Source organism: Halovulum dunhuangense (assembly GCF_013093415.1).
Taxonomy (GTDB): Bacteria; Pseudomonadota; Alphaproteobacteria; order Rhodobacterales; family Rhodobacteraceae; genus Halovulum; species Halovulum dunhuangense.
Genome location: NZ_JABFBC010000002.1, coordinates 630,899 through 652,352 on the forward strand (window position 1 = coordinate 630,899; position 21,454 = coordinate 652,352).

The following is a 21,454-nucleotide window of genomic DNA, read 5'->3' on the forward strand; positions in this document are numbered from 1 at the left end:
ACCCATGGGCGCCTATATCCTTCGACGGCTGCTGCTGATCGTCCCGACGCTGTTCGGGATCATGCTGATCAACTTCGCGCTGGTGCAGTTCGTGCCGGGCGGCCCGATCGAGCAGGTCATAGCGCAGATCGAACAATCCGGTTCCGCCACCGACCGCATCTCGGGCGGCGGGGCCGAAGTGTCGGGCGGCGGGGGCGACAGCGAATACATCGGCGCGCGCGGCCTGCCGCCGGACTTCATCGAGGACCTGGAACGCCAGTTCGGCTTCGACAAGCCGGCCTGGGAACGCTTTGCCATCATGCTGTGGAACTACATCCAGTTCGACTTCGGCGAGAGCTATTTCCGCTCGATCTCGGTGGTGGACCTGGTGCTGGAAAAGCTGCCGGTGTCGATCACGCTGGGGCTGTGGTCCACGCTGATCGCGTACCTGGTGTCGATCCCGCTGGGCATCCGCAAGGCGGTGCGCGACGGCTCTCGCTTCGACACCTGGACCAGCGGGCTGATCATCGCGGCCTATGCGATCCCGGGCTTCCTGTTCGCGATCATGCTGCTGGTGCTGTTCGCGGGCGGGTCGTATTTCCAGTGGTTTCCGCTGCGCGGCCTGACTTCGGACGGGTGGGAGAACTTCACCCTCTGGGGCAAGATCACCGACTACCTGTGGCACATCGCGCTGCCGGTGACGGCGGCCACGATCGGGGCCTTTGCGACGCTGACGCTGCTGACCAAGAACTCGTTCCTGGACGAGATCAAGAAGCAGTATGTCGTGACCGCCCGCGCCAAGGGCCTTTCCGAGTCCCGGGTGCTTTACGGCCATGTGTTCCGCAACGCCATGCTCATCATCATCGCGGGCTTTCCGGGGCTGTTCCTGTCGGTGCTGTTCGGCGCCTCGCTGATCATCGAGGTGGTGTTCTCGCTCGACGGGCTGGGGCGGCTCGGCTTCGAGAGCGTGCTCAACCGCGACTACCCGGTGGTGTTCGGCACGCTTTACTTCTTCGGGCTGATCGGGCTTCTGATCGGCATCCTGTCCGACCTGATGTATGTCTGGGTCGACCCCCGCATAGACTTCGAGACACGGGAGACCTGATGCTCCGCCTCGACCCGCTGAACCAGCGCCGCTGGCGGAACTTCCGCAACAACCGCCGCGCCTACTGGTCGCTGATCATATTCTCGGTGCTGTTCGTGCTCTGCCTGTTCGCGGAACTCATCGCGAACGACAAGCCGCTCCTGGTGTCCTATCGCGGCGATCTCTACACGCCGGTCTTCACCTTCTATCCCGAGACCACCTTCGGCGGGGATTTCGCGACCGCGCCCGACTACCTGGACCCGGTGATCGGCTGCCTGATCGAGACCGGGGGGCTGGAGGCCTGCTTCGACGACCCCGAGGGCGTGCGCATGGAGGCCGCCTCGGGCAGCTTCGAGGGGCAGGCGGTGGAGTCGGGCTGGATGCTCTGGCCGCCGATCCCCTATTCCTTCAACACGATCAACTACGACGTGGAACGCGCGCCCTCGCCGCCCGACGCGAACCACTGGCTGGGCACCGACGACCAGACCCGCGACGTGCTGGCCCGGGTGATCTACGGCTTCCGCATCTCGGTGATCTTCGCGCTGGTGGTGACCTTCTGCTCGTCGGTGATGGGGGTCGCGGCGGGCGCGGTGCAGGGCTATTTCGGCGGCTGGCTGGATCTCATCTTCCAGCGGCTGATCGAGATCTGGGCCGCGACGCCCGCGCTTTACGTCATCATCATCATGGGCGCGATCTTTACCATGAACTTCACGCTGCTGACGGTGCTGATCGTGCTCTTTTCCTGGACGGCCCTGGTGGGGGTGGTGCGCGCGGAATTCCTGCGCGCGCGCAACTTCGAGTATGTCCGCGCCGCGCGCGCGCTGGGCGTGTCGGACGGCACGATCATGTTCCGCCATGTCCTGCCCAACGCGATGGTGGCGACCGTGACGCTGCTGCCGTTCCTGATCACGGCGGCGCTCGGCACGCTGACGGGGCTGGATTTCCTGGGCTTCGGGCTGCCCCCCTCCTACCCGTCGCTGGGAGAGCTGGCGCTTCAGGGCAAGAACAACCTGACCAGCCCGCACCTGGCGATCTCGGCCTTCGTCACGCTGACGCTGCTGCTGTCGCTGATGGTGTTCATCTTCGAGGGGGTGCGCGACGCCTTCGACCCCAGAAAGACCTTCGCATGAGCGCGCTTCTCGAGGTCCGCGACCTGACCGTCACCTTCGCCCAGGACGGCAAGACGGTGCCGGCGGTGCGCGGCATCAGCTTCGAGGTGCGCACCGGCGAGACGGTGGCGCTGGTGGGCGAGTCGGGTTCCGGCAAGTCGGTCTCGGCGCTCTCGACCGTGCGGCTGCTGCCCGACAGCGCGACATTGGGCGGCAGCGTCACCTATGACGGGCAGGAGATGCTGACAGCATCGGACGCCACCCTGCGCAAGGTGCGCGGCAACGACGTCAGCTTCATCTTCCAGGAGCCCATGACTTCGCTCAACCCGCTTCACACGCTTGAGCGGCAACTGGGCGAGGCGCTGGCGCTGCACCAGGGCCTGCGCAAGGAGGCGGCGCGCGCCCGCTCGGTCGAGCTGCTGGCGCGCGTCGGCATCGACGATCCGGAAACCCGCCTCACCGCCTATCCGCACCAGTTGTCGGGCGGGCAGCGGCAGCGGGTGATGATCGCCATGGCGCTGGCGAACGGCCCGAAGCTGCTGATCGCGGACGAGCCCACCACCGCGCTCGACGTGACGATCGAGGCGCAGATCCTCGAGCTGATCGCCGAGGTGCAGCGCGCCGAGGGGATGGCGATGCTGTTCATCACCCATGACCTGGGCATCGTGCGCAAGATCGCAGACCGGGTCTGCGTGATGCAGGACGGGCAGATCGTGGAACAGGGCCCCACCGCCGAGATCTTTGCCAACCCCCAGCACCCCTACACGATCAAGCTGCTGAGCGCCGAGCCGAAGGGCGCGCCCGAGCCGGTCGCCGGCGACCCGCCCGAGGTGGTGCGCACCGAGGATCTGCGCGTATGGTTCCCGATCCGGCGCGGCCTTCTGCGCAGGACGGTGGGCCACATCAAGGCGGTGAACGCGGCCAGCATCAGCGTGCGCGCCGGCGAGACGCTGGGCATCGTGGGCGAGTCGGGCTCGGGCAAGACGACGCTCGCGCTGGCCATCATGCGGCTGATCTCGTCCGAGGGGCCGATCGTGTTCATGGGCCGCAACGTGGACGGGCTCAGGAACCGCGAGTTGCGCCCGCTGCGCGCCGACATCCAGATGGTGTTCCAGGATCCCTTCGGGTCGCTCAGCCCGCGCATGACCGTGGGCCAGATCATCGCCGAGGGGCTGACGGTGCACGAACGCCCCGGCAAGCCGCGCGAGCTGGTGGCCGCGATCATGGCCGAGGTGGGGCTCGACCCGGCCGCGATGGACCGCTACCCGCACGAATTCTCCGGCGGGCAGCGTCAGCGCATCGCCATCGCGCGGGCGATGATCCTGCAACCGAAGCTGGTGGTGCTGGACGAACCGACCTCGGCGCTCGACATGACGGTGCAGGTGCAGATCGTGGAATTGCTGCGCAGCCTGCAACGCCGGCACGGGCTGGCCTATATCTTCATCAGCCACGACCTGCGGGTGGTGCGCGCGCTCAGCCACCGGGTCGTCGTGATGAAGCAGGGCGACGTGGTGGAACAGGGCAGCGGGGCCGAGATCTTCGAAACCCCCCGCAACCCCTACACGCGCACCCTGCTGGAGGCGGCCTTCGGCAAGGGCGTCTCGCGCAGCGCCTGAGGCGGGCGCCCCGCCCCCGCCTTCCACTTTCCTCAAATATCCCCGCCGGAGGCATCCGGCGACGGCCAGGCGCGCATGCCTCGGGTCAGTGCCCGTCCGACGGGGTGAACCCCCCGCCCGAGGGCGTGTCGAGCCAGTAGACATCGCCGGGCCCCACTTCCGTCCGGTCGGCCGAGCGCAGGTCCTCAACCCGTCCGTCCGCGCGCACCACGCGCGAGCGGCCCGGGGCGCCCGGCCCGCCGTCTTCCAGCCCCGGCGGCGGCACCACCCGGTGGCCGCCCAACAGTGCCAGCGTCATCGGTTCCAGAAACCGGGTGCGCCGCCGCGTCCCGTCGCCGCCGCGCCAGCGCCCCGCCCCGCCGGAACCCTTGCGGATGGAAAACTCCTCCAGCACCACCGGGAAGCGCCATTCCAGCACCTCCGGGTCGGTCAGGCGCGAGTTGGTCATGTGGGTATGCACCCCCGAGGTGCCGGGATGGCCAGCGCCATCGGCCAGCCGCCCCGCGCCCGAGCCGCCGCAGATCGTCTCGTAATACTGGTGGCGGGCATTGCCCCAGGTGGTGTTGTTCATCGAGGACTGCGCCGCCGCCTGCACGCCCAGCGCCAGCAGCAGCGCCGAGGTGACGGCCTGGCTCGTCTCGACATTGCCGGCGATCACCGCGGCCGGGTATTCGGGGCTGAGCATGGTGCCCCCGGGCAGGATCACCCTGAGCGGTTTCATCACCCCTTCGTTCATCGGGATGTCGTCATCGACGAGCAGCCGGAAGACATAGAGCACGGCCGCCATGGTGACGGGCTCGGGCGCGTTGTAGTTGGTGGCAAGCTGGGGCGTCGTGCCGGTGAAGTCGATCACGGCCGAGCGGTCGGCGGGGTCGACGGTGATGCGGACCCGCACCTCGCGGGGCGTGCCGTCGAAATCCGGGTCCATGGGATAGACGTATTCCGCGTCGCGCAGGGTGGCTATGGCGCGGCGCACGCATTCCTCGGCGTTGTCCTGGACGTGGCGCATGTAGGCCTCGACCACGGGCAGGCCGAACTGGGCCACCATGCGCCGCAATTCCTGCGCCCCCTTCTCGCACGAGGCGACCTGCGCTTTCAGGTCCGCGATGTTGATGTCCACCGCGCGTACCGGCCAGCGGCCGGAGGTCAGCAGGTCGCGGGTCTCGGCCTCGCGGAAGCGGCCGCGATCGACCAGTTTCCAGTTGTCGATATAGGCGCCTTCGTCATGGATGGTGCGGCTGTCGGGCGGCATGGATCCGGGGGTCAGCCCGCCCACGTCGGTGTGATGCCCGCGGGCGGCGTTGAAGAACAGCACGCGCTTGCCCGCGTCGTCCCAGACCGGTGTGACCACGGTGATGTCGGGCAGATGGGTGCCGCCGTTGTAGGGCGCGTTCAGGCAATAGACGTCGCCCGGAACCATGTCGGGGTTCTGGGCGATGATGGCCTTCACGCTGGCCCCCATGGACCCCAGGTGCACCGGCATGTGGGGCGCGTTGGCGATCAGGTCGCCCGCGGCGTCGAAGACCGCGCAGGAGAAATCCAGCCGTTCCTTGATGGTGACGCTGGCGGCGGTGTTTTCCAGCACCGCGCCCATCTGCTCGGCGATCGACATGTAGAGGTTGTTGAACACCTCGAGCATGATCGGGTCGGCCTCGGTCCCCACGGCAATCCGCTTCGGCCGCGTCTCGATGCGCACCAGCGAGACGTGGTCATGCGCCGTGATCCGCGCCTGCCAGCCGGGTTCGACCAGGATCGAGGTGTGCGGCTCGACCAGCACCGCGGGTCCGGTCAGGCGGTCGCCGGGGCGCATCGCCTCGCGGCGGACGAAACGGCAGTCGCGCCAGTCGCCCGCGATGAAGACGGGGGCTGTGAGTGCGGTGTCAAAGGCATCCTCGGGGCGTTCCTCGGTCGGGTTTTCCATCTCGGCCATGTCGCCGGCGGCACCCACCGCTTCGGCGGTGACGGCCTCGATGACCAGCGGGACATCGCCCGGATCGAAGCCGAAGCGGGCGCGGTGGGCCGTGGCAAAGGCCGCGCGCATCTCGTCCAGGTCGCCGAAGGGGATCGGCAGCGCGGTGTCGGTTCCCTTCACCTTCAGGTGCAGCGTCATGGCAAGAGCGATCCGCGCCTCGGGCACGCCCTGCCCCTCCACCTCGGTCAGAACGGCCGAGCCCAGCCCGTCGAGCCGCGCCGCCGCAGCAAGCCGGCCGGTCGCGTCGAGCGGCGCCTCCACCGCCTCGGAGCGGGTGGCGCGGATGTCGGCCAGCCCCATGCCATAGGCCGAAAGGAGCGAGGCGAGCGGATGCACCAGGCAGCGCGTCATGCCCAGCGTGTCGGCGATGGCGCAGGCATGCTGCGCGCCGGCCCCGCCGAACACCGTCAGGCAGTAGCCGCTGACATCGTGGCCGCGCTGGACGGAGATCTTCTTCACGGCGTTGGCCATGTTCTCGACGGCGATGGTCAGGAAGCCCTCGGCCGCGGCCTCGGGGCTCATGCCGATTTCAGCGGCCAGCGTCTCGAACTTCGCCCGCGTGGCCGCCACGTCGAGCGGCCGGTCCGCCTCGGGGCCGAAGATGGCCGGGAAGAACTCGGGGAGCAGCCGCCCGGTCAGCACGTTCGCGTCCGTCACGGCAAGCGGCCCGCCGCGCCCGTAGCAGGCGGGGCCGGGATTGGCGCCGGCGCTTTCGGGGCCGACCCGCATGCGCGTGCCGTCGAAGGTCAGGAGTGATCCGCCGCCCGCCGCGACCGTGTGGATGTGCATCATCGGCGCGGTGATGCGCACGCCGGCGACTTCTGTGTTCAGCACCCGCTCGTAGTCGCCCGCGTAATGGCACACGTCGGTCGAGGTGCCGCCCATGTCGAAGCCGATGATCCGCTTCTCGCCGGCTATGGCGGAACTGCGCACGGCGCCGACGACGCCGCCCGCGGGGCCAGACAGGATCGCGTCCTTGCCCTGGAAGAGCTGCGCGTCCGTCAGCCCGCCCGAGGATTGCATGAACATCAGCCGCCCGCCCGGATCGCCGTCGAAGGCGGCGGCGACGCGGTCGACGTAGCGGCGCAGGATGGGGGTGAGGTAGGCGTCCACCACGGTGGTGTCGCCGCGGCTGACCATCTTCATCAGCGGGCTGACCTCGTGGCTGACCGAGACCTGCGCAAAGCCCAGATCGCGCGCGATGCGCCCGGCGGCGGCCTCGTGCGCGCGGTGGCGATAGCCGTGCACGAAGACGATCGCGCAGGCATCGAGGCCTGTGGCGCGCGCCTCCGACAGGGAAGCGCGCAGGTGCCCCTCGTCCAGCGGCACCTCGACGGTGCCGTCGGCGCGGACGCGCTCGCGCGCCTCGATCACGCGGGAATAGAGCATTTCCGGCAGGTGGATATGGCGCTCGAACAGCTTGGGGCGATGCTGGTAGCCCAGCCGCAGCTGCTGGCCCAGGCCCTGCGTGGTGACCAGAACCAGCGGCTCTCCCTTGCGTTCCAGCAGGGCGTTGGTGGCGACGGTGGTGCCCATCTTGACCGACCCGATGCGGGCGAGCGGGATCCTGTCCCGCGGCCCGAGGCCGAGGAAGCGGCGGATGCCGTGCAGCGCCGCGTCGTCATAGACCTCGGGGTTTTCCGAGAGATACTTGGCGGTGGACAGTCGGCCCTCGGGATCCTTCGCCACGATGTCGGTAAAGGTGCCGCCCCGGTCGATCCAGAAATCCCACGCGCCCATGCAATCCTCCGCTCAGCCCATCCCAAGGGATAGGCGCTTGCGGCCGGTATCGCAATCTGATCCAGATGCGCGAAAAACCGGTGACACCATGCCCCTTATCCGCCCTGCCCGCCCCGAGGATGCCGCGCCCATCGCGGCGATCTGGAACCCGGTGATCCGCGAGACGACCATCACCTTTACCACCGACGAAAAGTCTGAGGCCGGGCTTGCGGCCGCGATCAACCCCGAGGCCTGGCGCGTGGTCGAGGAGGATCGAAAGGTTGCCGGTTTCGGCTGCGTGTTCCAGTTCCGCAACGGGCCCGGCTATCGCCACGCGGGCGAGTTCACGCTGATCCTTGCGCCGGCGCAGCGCGGCAGGGGCACCGGGGCGGCCCTGATGGCGGCGCTGGAAGGGGCGGCGCGGGACTGCGGCCATCATGCGCTGGTCGCGGGCGTTTCGGCCGAGAATGGCGCCGGCCTGCGCTTTTTCGGGCGGCAGGGCTACCGCGAGGTCGGGCGGCTGCCGGAAGTCGGGCGCAAGTTCGACCGCTGGCTGGACCTGGTCCTGTTGCAGAAACTGCTCTGATCCGTCTGGCCGCTGTCGCAGCCGCCGATTACACTTGGGCCCATGTCGATCTGGCAACGCATCGCGGAACTTCTGAAGGCACTCGCCAGCGGCGAGAGCCTGGCCAGCGTGTTCGAGCGGCTGCGCACGCCGCCCGAACGCTCGGTCGCCTTCACCATCGCGGTGATCTCGCTTGCGGCCAAGATGGCCAAGGCGGACGGGCATGTGACGCCCAACGAGGTGCGCGCCTTCCGCGAGGTGTTCCACATCCCGCCCGGCGACGAGGCGGCGGCGGCGCGGGTCTTCAACCTGGCGCGGCAGGACGTGGCGGGTTTCGACATCTATGCCGCGCGGATCGGCGCGATGTTCGGCGAGGACAAGACCATCCTGGAGAACCTGCTCGAGGGGCTGTTCCACATCGCCACCGCCGACGGGCACTTCCACGATGCCGAGGACGCTTTCCTGGCCGAGGTGACGCGCGCCTTCGGGCTGGAGGAGCGGGTGCTGCGCTCGGTCCGGGCGCGCTATGTGCCGGGGGCGGCGCCCGATCCCTATGCGGTGCTGGGCGTCGATCCGGACACGCCGGTGACGGAAATCCGCGCGCGCTGGCGGCAGCTGGTGCGCGAGAGCCATCCCGACCACCTGCTGGCGCGCGGCGTGCCGGAAGAGGCGATGGTTCTGGCCAACCGCAAGCTGGCGGCGCTGAACGACGCCTGGCGCGAGATACAGGCCGAGGCGCGGGTGCAGTGATGCGGATCGCGACCTGGAACGTCGAATGGTTCGCCGAGCTGTTCGACGCCCGGGACAACCTGCTGGCCGATGACGGGCCGGGCGGGCGCGAGGGCGTCAGCCGCAAGGTGCAGGCGGATGCGATCGCGCAGGTGCTGGCGCGGATCGACGCGGACCTGACCGTCATCATCGAGGCGCCGAACACCGGTCACACCCAGCGCACCGAACGGGCGCTGGGCCGCTTTGCCGCCGCCTATGGCCTGCGCCAGAGCGCGGCGCTGATCGGTTTCGCCAACACCACCCACCAGGAGATCGCGGCGCTTTACGACCCCTCGCGGCTGTCGCTCAGGCATGATCCGCTGGAGAGCCCGCGCGCGCCCCGCTTCGATCAGAGCTTCGAGGTGGACACGGATGTGGACGACCATGCCGAGGCGCATGTCTTTTCGAAGCCGCCGCTGGAACTGGAGCTGACAGCGCCGGGGATCGCCCCGCCCCTGCGGCTGATCGGGGTGCATGCGAAGTCCAAGGCGCCGCACAACGCGAACGGCATGGCCAGGGCGGACGAGGTGTCGATCCTGAACCGCCGCAAGCAGCTGGCGCAGTGCATCTGGATCCGCCGCCGGGTGGAGGCGATGATCGCGGCCGGCATGCCGGTGATCGTGCTGGGCGACCTGAACGACGGCCCGGGGCTGGATCACTACGAGCACCTGTTCGGTCATTCCTCGGTCGAGGTGGTGATGGGCGACCCGGCGCATCCCGAGACCGAGCTTTACGACCCCCATGCCAACGCCTGGCGCAACCCGCGGCAGGGCTTCACCATGGGGACCGCGCGGTTCTATCACCGCGACTTCCAGCGCTATGTCCATGCCTTGCTGGATTACGTCATGGTCAGCCGGGACATACTGGAGCGCCATCGCCCGCGCTGGCGGATCTGGCATCCCTTCGACGATCCGCGGATCCATGCGGATGCGCCGTTCCGGGACGCGCTGATCGCCGCATCGGATCATTACCCGGTTTCCGTCGATCTGGCGTGACATTCGCGCGAGGTGGCCCCATATCTGGGGCATGAGACAGATGCTTTTCGCCCTGCCCCTTGCATGTCTTGCCGCCCTGCCGCTGGCCGCGCAGGAGCCGGCGGAACCGCCGCGGGAAAGCCCGCAGGGCACGCCGGTCATCCCCTTCCTGGAAGAGTGGTCCCTGCGCACCGAGGAGATGATGCGCGAGTTGATGGAGGAAGTCGGCCCCGACATGCAGCGCATGATGGCCGAGATCATGCCCAGGTTGCAGGAGTTGGCCGAAACGCTTGGCGGGCTTTCGAATTACGAGATGCCCGAAGTGCTGCCCAATGGCGACATCATCATCCGGCGCAAGTCCGACGCGCCCCCCCTGCCCGAGGATCTGCCGCGCGACGAAGGCGGCGTGATCGATCTCTGACACCCAATTCCCGAAATACCGGAGCCCGCATGAAACAAGCGACCGCCCATCCCGTACCCGTGTTCGACGCGAAGGATCCCGCCGCCGCGCTGGCTGCACTTGGGGTCCTGCCCGAATGGGATCTGACCGATCTCTATGCCTCCGACGAGGCGCCGGAACTCGAGCGCGACCTGGACTGGCTGGATGACGAGTGCGCGGCCTTTGCCCAGGCCTACGAGGGCAAGATCGACGGGCTGACCGCGGCGGGGCTTCTGACCTGCATCCACCGCTATGAAAGGATCCGGCAGGTGACCGGGCGGATCATGTCCTATGCCGGGCTGCGCTATGCGCAGGACACCACCGATGCGGGGCGGTCGAAGTTCTATTCCGACATGCAGGGCAGGGTGAACGACGCGACGACGGCGCTGGTGTTCTTCTCGCTTGAGCTGAACCGCCTGCCCGAGGAGACGCTTGCAGCCCATCTGGATGCGGATGCCGATCTGGCGCGCTACCGCCCGGTGCTCGACCGGATCCGGGCGATGAAGCCCTACCAGCTGTCCGACGAGCTGGAGAAGTTCCTGCACGACCAGGGCGTGGTGGGTGCGTCGGCCTGGGTGCGGCTTTTCGACGAGACGATGGCCGGGCTGACCTTCGAGGTGGATGGCGAGACGCTGCCGCTGGAGGCGACGCTCGACCTGCTGACCGACCATGACCGCGCCCGGCGCGAGACCGGCGCCCGCGCGCTGGCAGAGGTGTTCGCGGCGAACGTGAAGCTGTTCGCCCGGATCACCAACACGCTGGCCAAGGAAAAGGAGATCGAGGACCGCTGGCGCAAGCTGCCCAGCCCGCAGATGGCGCGCCACCTGTCGAACGACGTGGAGCCGGAAGTGGTGGAGGCGCTGCGCGACGCGGTGGTCGCCGCCTATCCGCGCCTGTCGCATCGGTATTACGCGCTCAAGGCGAAGTGGCTGGGGCTCGACAAGCTGGAGGTCTGGGACCGCAACGCACCCCTGCCCTTGAAGGAGCCGCAGACGATCGGCTGGCAGGCCGCGAAGGACACCGTGATGGAGGCCTATGCCGGCTTCGATCCGCGCATGGCCGACCTGGCCGCGCCCTTCTTCGAGAAGGGCTGGATCGACGCGCCCGCCAAGCCCGGCAAGTCGCCCGGCGCCTTTGCGCACCCGACGGTGACGGACGCGCATCCCTATGTGCTGCTGAACTATCTGGGCAAGCCGCGGGACGTGATGACGCTGGCCCATGAGCTGGGCCACGGCGTGCACCAGCGGCTGGCGGCGGCGCAGGGCGAGCTTCTGTCCGACACGCCGCTGACGCTGGCGGAAACCGCAAGCGTGTTCGGCGAGATGCTGACCTTCCGCAAGATGCTGGCGGAAGCCCCCGACCAGGCCACGCGCAAGACGCTGCTGGCGGGCAAGGTCGAGGACATGATCAACACGGTCGTGCGCCAGATCGCTTTCTACGATTTCGAGTGCCGCCTGCACGAAGCCCGGTCAGAGGGCGAACTGACGCCGGACCAGATCAACGCGATCTGGATGGCGGTGAGCCATGAAAGCCTGGGGCCGGTCTTCAACTTCATGGAGGGATACGAGACCTTCTGGTCCTATATCCCGCATTTCATCCACTCGCCCTTCTACGTCTATGCCTACGCCTTCGGCGACGGGCTGGTGAACGCGCTCTATGCCGTCTACGCCGAGGGCGATGCCGGCTTCCAGGACAAGTATTTCGAGATGCTGAAGGCGGGCGGATCCAAGCACCACAAGGCGCTGCTCGCCCCCTTCGGGCTGGACGCGTCGGACCCGTGCTTCTGGGACAAGGGCCTGTCGATGATCGAGGGCTTCATCGACGAGCTGGAGGCGATGGAAGCCTGAGCCGCCCCCAGCCCCGCGCCTCAGGGCGCGGGGTTGGCCGCCTCGTAGATCATGTCGATCAGCCGCTGGTTGCCCAGCGAGTATTCCAGCGGGCAGGCAAAGGGCACGCCGTCCAGCACGCTGGCGTTGAAGGCGTCGATCTGGTGGCGGTACTGCTCCGCGCCGGGGAAACGCTCGAGCGTGATGCCGTTGCCCTGGCGCAGGCTGATGACCGCATCGCCGTAAAGCTGCGCGTTGAAGGGCGTCTCGACGGTGAGCACGCCCTGCGTCCCGTGAAACGCCATCTGCTGGCGGTTCGCCATCCGCATCGAGACGTAGAAATCCAGCATGAAGCCGGGGAACTCGGCCTGCACCCAGGCGGTCGCGTCGATGCCGTTCTGCCAGTCGATCCGCGCCTGCGTCACCGAAAGCGGCTCTTCGCCGGTGGCAAGCCTTGTGGTGATGCAGGGATAGACGCCGATGTCGCGCAGCGCGCCGCCGCCCTGTTCGGGACGGTTGCGGATGTTCTGCGGATCGTCGTTGTAGAAGGAAAACGCCCCCTGCACCTGCACCAGCCGGCCGATGGCGCCGCCCTCGATCAGGCTGCGGACGCGGGCCCATTGGGGGTGGTGGGCGACCATGAAGGCCTCGGCCGCGACAAGGCCGGTGGCGTCGCGCGTCTCGATCAGGCCGGTGATCTCTTCGGCCTCGAGCGCGATGGGCTTCTCACAGAGCACATGCTTGCCCGCGGCGAGGGCTGCGCGGGTCCAGGGAACGTGGTCGCTGTTGGGAAGCGGGATGTAGACGGCATCGACGGCGGGATCGGCCAGCAGATCCTCGTAATCCTCGTGGATGGTGACATCGCCATAGGGCGCCGCCAGCGCCTCGGCCTTGCCGGGGGTAAGGCTGGCAATGGCGGCGACGCGGCCGCGCGCGCTTTGATGGATTGCCGGCGCCACCCATTCGCGCGCGATCTTCGCCGCGCCCAGAATGCCCCAGTTGACCATATCCGCCATCGTTCTGCTCCTTCCCGCCGGTTACGGGAAGGAGCCTAGCGCAAAGGGCGGCGCGGCGGAAAGGGCGCGCGGCACTTCAGGGCGTCAGGTCCAGCGCCTCGACCACCCGGCTGTAGGGGATCCCGGCGCGATCGTTGAGATTGCGCACGACATCGGCGCTGTCGCCCTCGAAAAGGCACATGCAGCGCCCGTCGCCGGGGGCAAAGGTCGAGCGGATGTAGCGCACGTCCCGCCCCTCGCCCCGCATCGTTTCCGCCATGCCGATGGCCGCGCGCTGCGCCGCGGCCAGATCCTTCATCGCGATGCCCTTCAGCTCGCGTTCGACCATGTACACCGTCATCTGATCCTCCCGTCGCGGTGGTTCGTCCGATGACGCAAGGGGACCACGGGATGGGCGCCGGGGGAACGACCGTCCCTTCATCGATCCATAACCGCCGGTTATGCGAGAATCGTGTAGCATCGTCCCACGGGCGATGGAGAGAGGGCGCGCCGATGGAAATGGCGCAGATCAGATACGCGCTGGCCGCCGCGCGGCGGCTCAACTTCACCCTGGCCGCGCAGGACTGCAACGTGTCGCAACCGGCGTTGACCAAGGCCGTGAAGGCGCTGGAGGAGGAACTGGGCGCGCCCCTTTTTCACCGCGAGGGGCGGCGGGTGCTGCTCAGCGATTTCGGCCGCTCGATGCTGCCCACGCTTCAACGCATCATGGACAGCACCGACGCGGCGCGAAGTCTTGCGGAAAGCTACCGGCTGCTGAATCACGCGCCGATCCGGCTGGGGGTCAACGCGACGCTGGGTCATGTCCGTCTTGCACGATTCGTCGCGCGTTTCGAGGCCGAGCATCCCGGCGTGGAACTCGCCATAGTAGAGCGGCCCAACGCCGTGCTTGCGGGCGAGCTTGCGGAAGACAGGCTGGACGCGGTCATCGCGAACCCGCTGGAGGGGTTCGGCGACCGGTTCAGTCTGCGCGATCTCTACCTCGAACGCTATGTCGTCGTGCTGCCGCCCGGCCATCCGCTCGAACGCACCAACGCGGTGACGCTCGCCGATCTTGACGGGGCGGCCTATGTCGACCGCCTGTCCTGCGAGATGCGCGAGATGGTGATGGGGGTCTGTGCGGAACGGGGCGTATCGCTCTATGCGCGCTTCCGCTCCGAACGCGAGGACTGGGTGCAGGCGATGGTGCTGGCCGGCATCGGCTTTGCCTTCATGCCGGAATACTCGGTCAGCCTGCCCGGGCTGATCCAGCGCCCGCTGGTCGAACCCGAGGTAACGCGGCGCATCGCCATCGCGACCATGCCCGGCCGCCGCCATACGCCCGCGCTGGCGGCGTTCCTGACGGCGGCGCGGCACATGGCCTGGCCGGGCTGATCGCGCACAAGAAAACGCCCGGACCCTGCGGTCCGGGCGCTGGCTGGCCCCTGTCGGTCAGGCGGCCTCGAAATCGACGCCCTTTTCGAGTGCCGCCGCCTTCATCGCCTTTTGCAGCTTCTCGAAGGCGCGCACCTCGATCTGGCGGATGCGTTCGCGGCTGACGTCGTAGACCTGGCTCAACTCTTCCAGCGTCATCGGCTCGTCCTTGAGCCGACGCTCGGTCAGGACGTGGCGCTCGCGTTCGTTCAGCGTCTCCATCGCCTTTTCCAGAAGGGCGCGGCGGCTTTGCAGCTCGTCGGCCTCGGCATAGGCGGTGGCCTGGTCGGCATCCTCGTCCTCGAGCCAGTCCATCCACTCGGCCGAGCCCTCGCCATCGGTCTTGATCTGCGCATTGAGCGAGGCATCGCCGCCCGATAGACGGCGGTTCATCGAAACCACCTCATCCTCGGTGACGTTCAGCTCGTTGGCGATCCGGGCCACGTTCTCGGGCCGCAGGTCGCCCTCTTCCAGCGCGCCGATCTTGGACTTGGCCTTGCGCAGGTTGAAGAACAGCTTCTTCTGGGCCGCGGTGGTGCCCATCTTCACCAGGCTCCACGAGCGCAGGATGTATTCCTGGATCGCGGCGCGGATCCACCACATGGCATAGGTCGCCAGCCGGAAGCCCTTTTCCGGGTCGAACCGCTTGACCGCCTGCATCAGGCCGACATTGGCCTCGGACACCACCTCGGCGGTGGGCAGGCCATAGCCGCGATAGCCCATCGCGATCTTGGCCGCGAGACGCAGGTGGGACGTGACCAGCCGGTGCGCGGCATCGGTGTCCTGATGGTCCACCCACGCCTTCGCCAGCATGTATTCCTCGTCCGGATGCAGCATGGGGAACTTGCGGATCTCCTGCATGTAGCGCGAGAGACCCTGCTCGGGCGAGGGGGCGGGAAGTGTCGTGTAGCTCATGACCTCTGTTTCTCCCTGAATTCGACATCATTGTAAGCAATGCTCACATGACATTCAAGAGCCTCGCGGGATCAGGTAGCTATGGGCGGTCCCCGCGCAATGCGGATGACAGATTGGTGAAAGCCGCAGGCGGCGGGGCGCTGAGGCGGATGGGCTCTCCGGTGACCGGGTGATCGAAGCCGAGGGTGGCCGCGTGCAGCGCCTGGCCCGGAAGCGCGGCAAGGGCCGATGCGATGGCGTCCAGCCGGTCCGGCCCGAAGGCCGATGCCGGCAGGCTGCGCTTGCCGCCATAGACCGGGTCGCCCATCAGCGGATGGCCGACATGGGCGCAATGCACGCGAATCTGGTGCGTGCGCCCGGTTTCCAGCCGGCAGGTCAGCCGCGCGGCGGCGGGGCGCGGGCCGGTGCCGAAACGTTCCTCGACCCACAGCCGCGTCACCGCGTGGCGCGCGCCGGGATCGCGGCGGACGGCCATCTTCTTGCGGTCGGTCTTGTGGCGGCCCAGCGCCGCCTCGATCCGGATGGCGGCGCCCGGCTCGAAACTGACGCCGGGCAGTCCGGCCAGACGCGGATCGGCCGGGTCGGGACACCCCCAGCAAAGCGCATCATAACTGCGCTCGACCGAATGGGCCGCGAATTGCGCGGCAAGGCCGTGGTGGGCACGGTCGGACTTCGCCACCACCAGCAGGCCCGAGGTGTCCTTGTCGATGCGGTGCACGATGCCCGGGCGTTCCTCGCCGCCGATGCCCGACAGGCTGGCGCCGCAATGGTGAAGGAGCGCGTTCACCAGGGTGCCGCTTTCGGCGCCCGGCGCGGGGTGGACCACCATGCCCGCGGGCTTGTCGATCACGATGAGATCGGCGTCCTCCCAGACCACGACAAGGGCGATGGCCTCGGCCTCGGCCCTTGCAGGCGCGGGGGGCGGCAGGGTCAGGACCAGCGTCTCGCCGGGGGCGACGCGGGCCTTGGCGTCGGTCAGGACCGTGCCGTCGCGCGACACCGCGCCGTCGGCGATCAGCGCCTGGAGCCTCGAGCGGCTGAGCGCGCGCGAGGCTGGCACCGCCTCGGCCAATGCTTTATCGAGACGCGCAGGCGCGCCCGGGCCGAGGGTGATGCTGATTGTGCGATCGGAGAGGTCCATGGGCGACACAGATATCCCCGACGATGCGCCGGAGCCACCCCGGATCCGCATGCTGCGCCGGCTGGTGACGCTGCTGACACTGACCCTGACGCTGGGGATGATCGTGGTGGTGGGCCTGCTGGTCTGGCGGCTCACGGCCAGTGCGCCGGTGCCCGCCCTGCCCGAGACGGTGGCGCTGCCCCGGGGCGAGCGGCTGACCGGCTATGCCCGTAACCCCGACTGGACGGTGCTGATCACCCAGGACGCGGACGGCACCCAGCGCCTGCATATCGTGGCGCCGGGGGAAACGGCCCCGCACCAGAGCGTGACGATCATGCCGCTGGCCGAGTGACGGACCGCCCCCGCGGCCCGTGACGGACCCGCGGCCAGAGGATAAGATGCGCCATGTCTCTGCCTTCCGGTTTCCTTGACGAGATTCGCAGCCGCGTATCGATCTCCCAGGTCGTTGCGCGCAAGGTCGGCTGGGATGCGCGCAAGTCGAACCCCGGCAAGGGCGACTACTGGGCGCCCTGCCCGTTCCACCAGGAAAAGACCGCGTCCTTCCATGTCGATGACCGCAAGGGATTCTACTATTGCTTCGGCTGCCACGCGAAGGGCGACGCGCTGAGTTTCGTGCGCGAGACCGAGAATGTCGGCTTCATGGAGGCGGTCGAGATCCTGGCGCGCGAGGCCGGCATGCAGATGCCCGCCCGCGACCCCGAGGCGGCGAAAAGAGCCGAGGCACGCAAGGGGCTGGCCGAGGTGATGGAACTTGCCGTCCGCTTCTGCCGGATGCAGCTTTCCTCGGCAGCCGCGGCGCCGGCGCGGGCCTATCTGGACCGGCGCGGGATGACCGCCGAGACGCGCGAGCGGTTCGAGATCGGCTTTGCCCCCGACAGCCGCGTGGCGATGCTGTCCTTCCTGCGGGAAAAGGGCGTGCCGGATGCCGACATCGTGGCGGCGGGGCTTGCCATCAGGCCCGATGACGGCGGGCAGCCCTTTGACCGGTTCCGCGGCCGGATCATGTTCCCGATCCGCGATGCGCGCGGGCAGGCCATCGCCTTTGGCGGCCGCGCGATGGACCCCAACGCGCCGGCGAAATACCTGAACTCGCCCGAGACGCCGCTCTTCGACAAGGGGCGCGCGCTTTATAATGTCGGGCCCGCGCGCGAGGCGTCGGGCAAGTCCGGCGCGCTGGTGGTGGCCGAGGGCTACATGGACGTGATCGCGCTGGCGCAGGCCGGGATCGGGCACGCGGTGGCGCCGCTGGGCACCGCGGTGACCGAAGAGCAGTTGCGCCTGATGTGGCGGATCGCGGACGAGCCGGTGATCGCGCTGGATGGCGACCGGGCCGGCCTTGCCGCCGCGCTGCGGGTGATCGACCTGGCGTTGCCGATGCTCGAGGCGGGCAAGGCACTGCGGTTCTGCCTGATGCCGCAGGGGCTGGATCCGGACGACCTGATCCGGGACCAGGGCGCCGACGCGATGCGCAACCTGCTGGATGCGGCCGTGCCGATGGTGGACCTTCTGTGGCAGCGGGAGACCGAGGGCCGCGTCTTCGACAGCCCGGAGCGGCGGGCGGCGCTGGATGTGCGGCTGCGCCAGGCGATCGCGAAGATCCCCGATCCGGGCGTGCAGGCGCATTACCGCGAGGCGATCCGCGAGTTGCGCGCGCAGCTTTTCCGCCCCGTCCGGCCCGAACGGGCGCAGGCCCCGTTCGCGCGGGGCAAGGGGGGCTGGCGCGGCGGCAAGCCAGCGCTGCCCGTGATGCCCACGCCGGCCGCGATGCAATCGCTTCTGGGCCAGGCCCAGCACAACGACGATGGCGCGGCCCGCATCCGCGAAAGCGCGATCCTTCTGGCCTGCCTCAACCATCCCGGCGTGGCCGAGACGGTGGAGGGAGATCTCGATACCGTCAGCTTCATCTGTCCCGATCTTGACGGGCTGCGCCGCGCCCTCTTGCAGGCGCTGGCGCTGCACCTAGATACGGAAGGGTATGGAAGTCCGGACCGGACCCTTGCCGAGATCGTCCGCGAAAGGACCGGCGAGGATCCGCTGGAGCGGCTGTCGCGGATCGGACAGGTGCGGGACAACCCCCATATCGCCGCGGGCGCGCCGGCGGAGTCCGCGCTGGCGGTGGTGCGGGAAGAGTTGGCGAAGCACCGGGCCGTGACCGGGATCAGGACTGAACTGGCGGAGGCCGAGGAAGAGATCGGTGGCGTGGCGGACGAGGGTCTGACATGGCGACTGCAGCAGGCAAGCGCGGCGCGCGATCGCTCGCTTCGCGCGGCACTCGAAAGGGGCCGGGACGAGGGGCAGGACGAAAACGCATTGAAAGCCCGTCTGCAGCAGATGATCGACGGACAGATCTGGTTAAGAAGAAAGAAATAGAATCACGTTGCGAATCGTTGATTCGCACGAAAGAGTCACCCCCATCGCCGGAACCACCCGCGGGATTGCTTGGCCCGAGGTCCGCGAAAGGAGCATCACATGGCAGCAAAAGACACCGATCAGCCGAAAGGTGACGAGGGCCAGGACATCTCTGCCGCCCTGCTCGACATGAGCCAGGCCGCGGTCAAGAAGATGATCGCGCAGGCGAAGGCGCGCGGCTACATCACCTATGACGAGCTGAACGAGGTGCTGCCACCGGAGCAGGTCGGCTCCGAACAGATCGAAGACATCATGGCGATGCTCTCGGAGATGGGCATCAACGTGATCGAGGCCGAAGAGGCGGACGAGGACGGCGGAAGCAGCAGCAGCGACGACAGCAGCAGTTCCGGTTCGCGGGAACTGATCACCACCACCGCGGGGGGCGAGTCGCTCGACCGGACCGACGATCCGGTCCGCATGTACCTGCGCGAGATGGGCTCGGTCGAGCTGCTCAGCCGCGAGGGCGAGATCGCCATCGCCAAGCGGATCGAGGCCGGCCGGAACACGATGATCGCAGGGCTGTGCGAGAGCCCGCTGTCGTTTCAGGCCATCACGATCTGGCGCGACGAGCTTCTCGAGGAAGCGATCATGCTGCGCGACGTGATCGACCTGGAAACCACCTTCGGCGCCGCGATGGAGGATGACGAGGCGCAGGAGCCCGTGGTCGCCGGGGCCGAGAAGCCGTCGAACGACACCGCCGCACCGCGCAAGCCCGAGCGCGCCGAGGCCGGCGACGACGAGGAGGACGAAGAGCGCAGCGCACCCGTCGAGGACGACGTCGACGAGGAGGAAGAGCAGGCCAACCTGTCGCTTGCCGCGATGGAGGCGCAGCTCAAGCCGCAGGTCCTGGAAACGCTGGATCGCATCGCCGCGGATTACAGCCGGCTGGCCGAGATGCAGGAAAGCCGCATGTCGGCGGCGATGAACGCGCGCGAGAGCTTCTCGACCAACCAGGAACTGGAGTACCAGCGCCTGCGGTCGGAGATCGTGACGCTGGTCAATTCGCTTCACCTGCACAACAACCGGATCGAGGCGCTGGTCGATCAGCTGTACGGCATCAACCGCAAGATCATGTCGCTCGACTCGACAATGGTGAAGCTGGCGGACCAGGCGCGGATCAACCGGCGCGAATTCATCGACGAGTATCGCGGCTACGAACTCGAGCCGGGCTGGCTTGAACGCGTTGCCCGGCTGCCCGGACGTGGCTGGGACACGCTGGCCGAGAAATATGGCCGCGAGGTCGAGGACGTGCGCGCCGAGATGGCCGAGGTGGGCCAGTATGTCGGCGTCGACATCTCGGAATTCCGCCGCATCGTATCGCAGGTCCAGAAGGGCGAGAAGGAAGCCCGGCTCGCCAAGAAGGAAATGGTCGAGGCCAACCTGCGGCTCGTGATCTCGATCGCCAAGAAATACACCAACCGCGGATTGCAGTTCCTGGACCTGATCCAGGAGGGCAACATCGGCCTGATGAAGGCGGTCGACAAGTTCGAGTATCGCCGTGGCTACAAGTTCTCGACCTATGCCACCTGGTGGATCCGGCAGGCGATCACCCGCTCGATCGCCGACCAGGCGCGCACCATCCGCATCCCGGTGCACATGATCGAGACGATCAACAAGCTGGTGCGCACGGGCCGCCAGATGCTGCACGAGATCGGCCGCGAGCCCACGCCAGAGGAACTGGCCGAGAAGCTGCAGATGCCGCTGGAGAAGGTTCGCAAGGTGATGAAGATCGCCAAGGAGCCGATCAGCCTCGAGACGCCGATCGGCGACGAGGAGGACAGCCAGCTCGGCGATTTCATCGAGGACAAGAACGCGATCCTGCCGCTCGACAGCGCCATCCAGGGCAACCTGAAAGAGACGACGACACGGGTTCTGGCATCGCTCACCCCGCGAGAGGAGCGTGTCCTGCGCATGCGCTTCGGCATCGGCATGAACACCGACCACACGCTGGAGGAGGTGGGCCAGCAGTTCAGCGTGACCCGCGAGCGGATCCGCCAGATCGAGGCGAAGGCGCTGCGCAAGCTCAAGCACCCGAGCCGGAGCCGGAAACTGCGAAGCTTCCTGGACCAGTGATCCAGACTGACGAAAGGGCGCCCCGATGGGCGCCCTTTCCGCATCCGGGACCTGCCCGCGAGCGAATTGACGTCGCGCAACTTCTCGCCATGCAAGGCGGGCGATACTGCGAAGCGCACGCAGCGTCGCGTGCGAGTCAAGGAGGCCCCGATGTCGAAACCCGTTATTGGCGCGGCTTGCCTGGTCCTGTTGCTGACCGCCGCCTGCGAGAACATGACCACCGACGAGCAGATGATCTTCGGCGGCCTTGCGGGCGCCACCGTGGGCGTTGTCGGCGCCGAGGCGCTGGACGCGAACACCAACTGGACAATCCTTGCGGCGCTTGCCGGCGCGGCGGTCGGCACGCTGGTCGCGCGGAACAACCGGACCCAGCAATGCGCCTATGCCCGCGGCGACGGCACCTATTACGTCCGTCCCTGCCCCTGAGCGCGGCCCGCGG

Annotated in this window: 18 protein-coding genes; 13 read left to right on the forward strand and 5 right to left on the reverse strand. The window is 68.0% G+C overall.

Translation table 11 applies throughout. The features are described from left to right. Positions 1 to 4: 4 nt before the first annotated feature. Genes HMH01_RS13705 through HMH01_RS13715 form a run of 3 tightly spaced genes read left to right on the forward strand, consistent with a single transcriptional unit; the run spans position 5 to position 3,788 of the window. Complete coding sequence (locus HMH01_RS13705; protein ID WP_171326330.1) at positions 5 to 1,084, forward strand: microcin C ABC transporter permease YejB; 1,080 nt, start codon at positions 5 to 7, stop codon at positions 1,082 to 1,084. Continuing rightward, on the forward strand, positions 1,084 to 2,193 hold the full coding sequence (locus tag HMH01_RS13710; protein ID WP_171326331.1) for an ABC transporter permease: 1,110 nt from the start codon (positions 1,084 to 1,086) through the stop codon (positions 2,191 to 2,193). The genes HMH01_RS13705 and HMH01_RS13710 overlap by 1 nt, the downstream gene beginning before the upstream one ends. Next, positions 2,190 to 3,788, forward strand: a complete 1,599-nt coding sequence (locus tag HMH01_RS13715) for an ABC transporter ATP-binding protein (RefSeq protein WP_171326332.1) — start codon at positions 2,190 to 2,192, stop codon at positions 3,786 to 3,788. The genes HMH01_RS13710 and HMH01_RS13715 overlap by 4 nt, the downstream gene beginning before the upstream one ends. Before the next feature lie 85 nt (positions 3,789 to 3,873). Here HMH01_RS13715 and HMH01_RS13720 read toward each other — a convergent pair whose 3' ends face one another. Next, positions 3,874 to 7,500 carry a hydantoinase B/oxoprolinase family protein gene (locus tag HMH01_RS13720; RefSeq protein WP_171326333.1) on the reverse strand — a complete coding sequence of 1,209 codons (3,627 nt, stop codon included), beginning with the start codon at positions 7,498 to 7,500 and terminating at the stop codon, positions 3,874 to 3,876. 88 nt (positions 7,501 to 7,588) lie between these two features. Between HMH01_RS13720 and HMH01_RS13725 the strand changes: the two genes are divergently transcribed. Genes HMH01_RS13725 through HMH01_RS13745 form a run of 5 tightly spaced genes read left to right on the forward strand, consistent with a single transcriptional unit; the run spans position 7,589 to position 12,072 of the window. Further along, positions 7,589 to 8,065: a GNAT family N-acetyltransferase gene (locus HMH01_RS13725; RefSeq protein ID WP_171326334.1), complete on the forward strand. Its 477-nt coding sequence runs from the start codon at positions 7,589 to 7,591 to the stop codon at positions 8,063 to 8,065. Between the two features lie 42 nt (positions 8,066 to 8,107). Next, the gene (locus tag HMH01_RS13730; RefSeq protein ID WP_171326335.1) at positions 8,108 to 8,794 is read left to right on the forward strand and encodes a molecular chaperone DjiA; all 687 of its coding nucleotides are present in this window, start codon (positions 8,108 to 8,110) and stop codon (positions 8,792 to 8,794) included. Then, positions 8,794 to 9,807, forward strand: coding sequence for an endonuclease/exonuclease/phosphatase family protein (locus HMH01_RS13735; RefSeq protein WP_171326336.1), 1,014 nt, complete (start codon positions 8,794 to 8,796; stop codon positions 9,805 to 9,807). The genes HMH01_RS13730 and HMH01_RS13735 overlap by 1 nt, the downstream gene beginning before the upstream one ends. A gap of 31 nt (positions 9,808 to 9,838) precedes the next feature. Next, positions 9,839 to 10,207: an AAA+ family ATPase gene (locus HMH01_RS13740; protein WP_171326337.1), complete on the forward strand. Its 369-nt coding sequence runs from the start codon at positions 9,839 to 9,841 to the stop codon at positions 10,205 to 10,207. Positions 10,208 to 10,236: 29 nt separating this feature from the next. Continuing rightward, positions 10,237 to 12,072 carry a M3 family oligoendopeptidase gene (locus HMH01_RS13745; protein WP_171326338.1) on the forward strand — a complete coding sequence of 612 codons (1,836 nt, stop codon included), beginning with the start codon at positions 10,237 to 10,239 and terminating at the stop codon, positions 12,070 to 12,072. A 20-nt stretch (positions 12,073 to 12,092) separates the two neighbouring features. Here HMH01_RS13745 and HMH01_RS13750 read toward each other — a convergent pair whose 3' ends face one another. Both HMH01_RS13750 and HMH01_RS13755 read right to left on the reverse strand, forming a co-directional pair. After that, complete coding sequence (locus HMH01_RS13750; RefSeq protein WP_171326339.1) at positions 12,093 to 13,067, reverse strand: Gfo/Idh/MocA family protein; 975 nt, start codon at positions 13,065 to 13,067, stop codon at positions 12,093 to 12,095. Between the two features lie 76 nt (positions 13,068 to 13,143). Next, entirely contained in the window at positions 13,144 to 13,407 is a 264-nt protein-coding gene (locus HMH01_RS13755) for a DUF4242 domain-containing protein (protein ID WP_171326340.1), read from the reverse strand. A 158-nt stretch (positions 13,408 to 13,565) separates the two neighbouring features. On the opposite strand from HMH01_RS13755, the gene HMH01_RS13760 reads away from it, so the two are divergent. Next, the gene (locus HMH01_RS13760; protein WP_171326341.1) at positions 13,566 to 14,438 is read left to right on the forward strand and encodes a LysR family transcriptional regulator; all 873 of its coding nucleotides are present in this window, start codon (positions 13,566 to 13,568) and stop codon (positions 14,436 to 14,438) included. 57 nt (positions 14,439 to 14,495) lie between these two features. On the opposite strand, the gene rpoH is transcribed toward HMH01_RS13760, so the two are convergent. Both rpoH and HMH01_RS13770 read right to left on the reverse strand, forming a co-directional pair. Next, a complete protein-coding gene (rpoH, locus tag HMH01_RS13765; protein ID WP_171326342.1) occupies positions 14,496 to 15,392 on the reverse strand; it encodes an RNA polymerase sigma factor RpoH in 897 nt (298 codons plus the stop codon). 79 nt (positions 15,393 to 15,471) lie between these two features. Further along, positions 15,472 to 16,533: a pseudouridine synthase gene (locus tag HMH01_RS13770; RefSeq protein WP_171326343.1), complete on the reverse strand. Its 1,062-nt coding sequence runs from the start codon at positions 16,531 to 16,533 to the stop codon at positions 15,472 to 15,474. On the opposite strand from HMH01_RS13770, the gene HMH01_RS13775 reads away from it, so the two are divergent. From HMH01_RS13775 to HMH01_RS13790, 4 genes are all read left to right on the forward strand, one after another. Then, on the forward strand, positions 16,532 to 16,864 hold the full coding sequence (locus tag HMH01_RS13775) for a DUF6476 family protein (protein ID WP_171326344.1): 333 nt from the start codon (positions 16,532 to 16,534) through the stop codon (positions 16,862 to 16,864). The genes HMH01_RS13770 and HMH01_RS13775 overlap by 2 nt on opposite strands. Positions 16,865 to 16,917: 53 nt before the next feature. Next, entirely contained in the window at positions 16,918 to 18,903 is a 1,986-nt protein-coding gene (dnaG, locus tag HMH01_RS13780) for a DNA primase (RefSeq protein ID WP_171326345.1), read from the forward strand. Between the two features lie 99 nt (positions 18,904 to 19,002). Further along, positions 19,003 to 21,015: an RNA polymerase sigma factor RpoD gene (gene rpoD / locus HMH01_RS13785; RefSeq protein ID WP_171326346.1), complete on the forward strand. Its 2,013-nt coding sequence runs from the start codon at positions 19,003 to 19,005 to the stop codon at positions 21,013 to 21,015. 150 nt (positions 21,016 to 21,165) lie between these two features. Next, positions 21,166 to 21,441 carry a glycine zipper 2TM domain-containing protein gene (locus HMH01_RS13790; protein ID WP_171326347.1) on the forward strand — a complete coding sequence of 92 codons (276 nt, stop codon included), beginning with the start codon at positions 21,166 to 21,168 and terminating at the stop codon, positions 21,439 to 21,441. Positions 21,442 to 21,454: the final 13 nt, after the last annotated feature.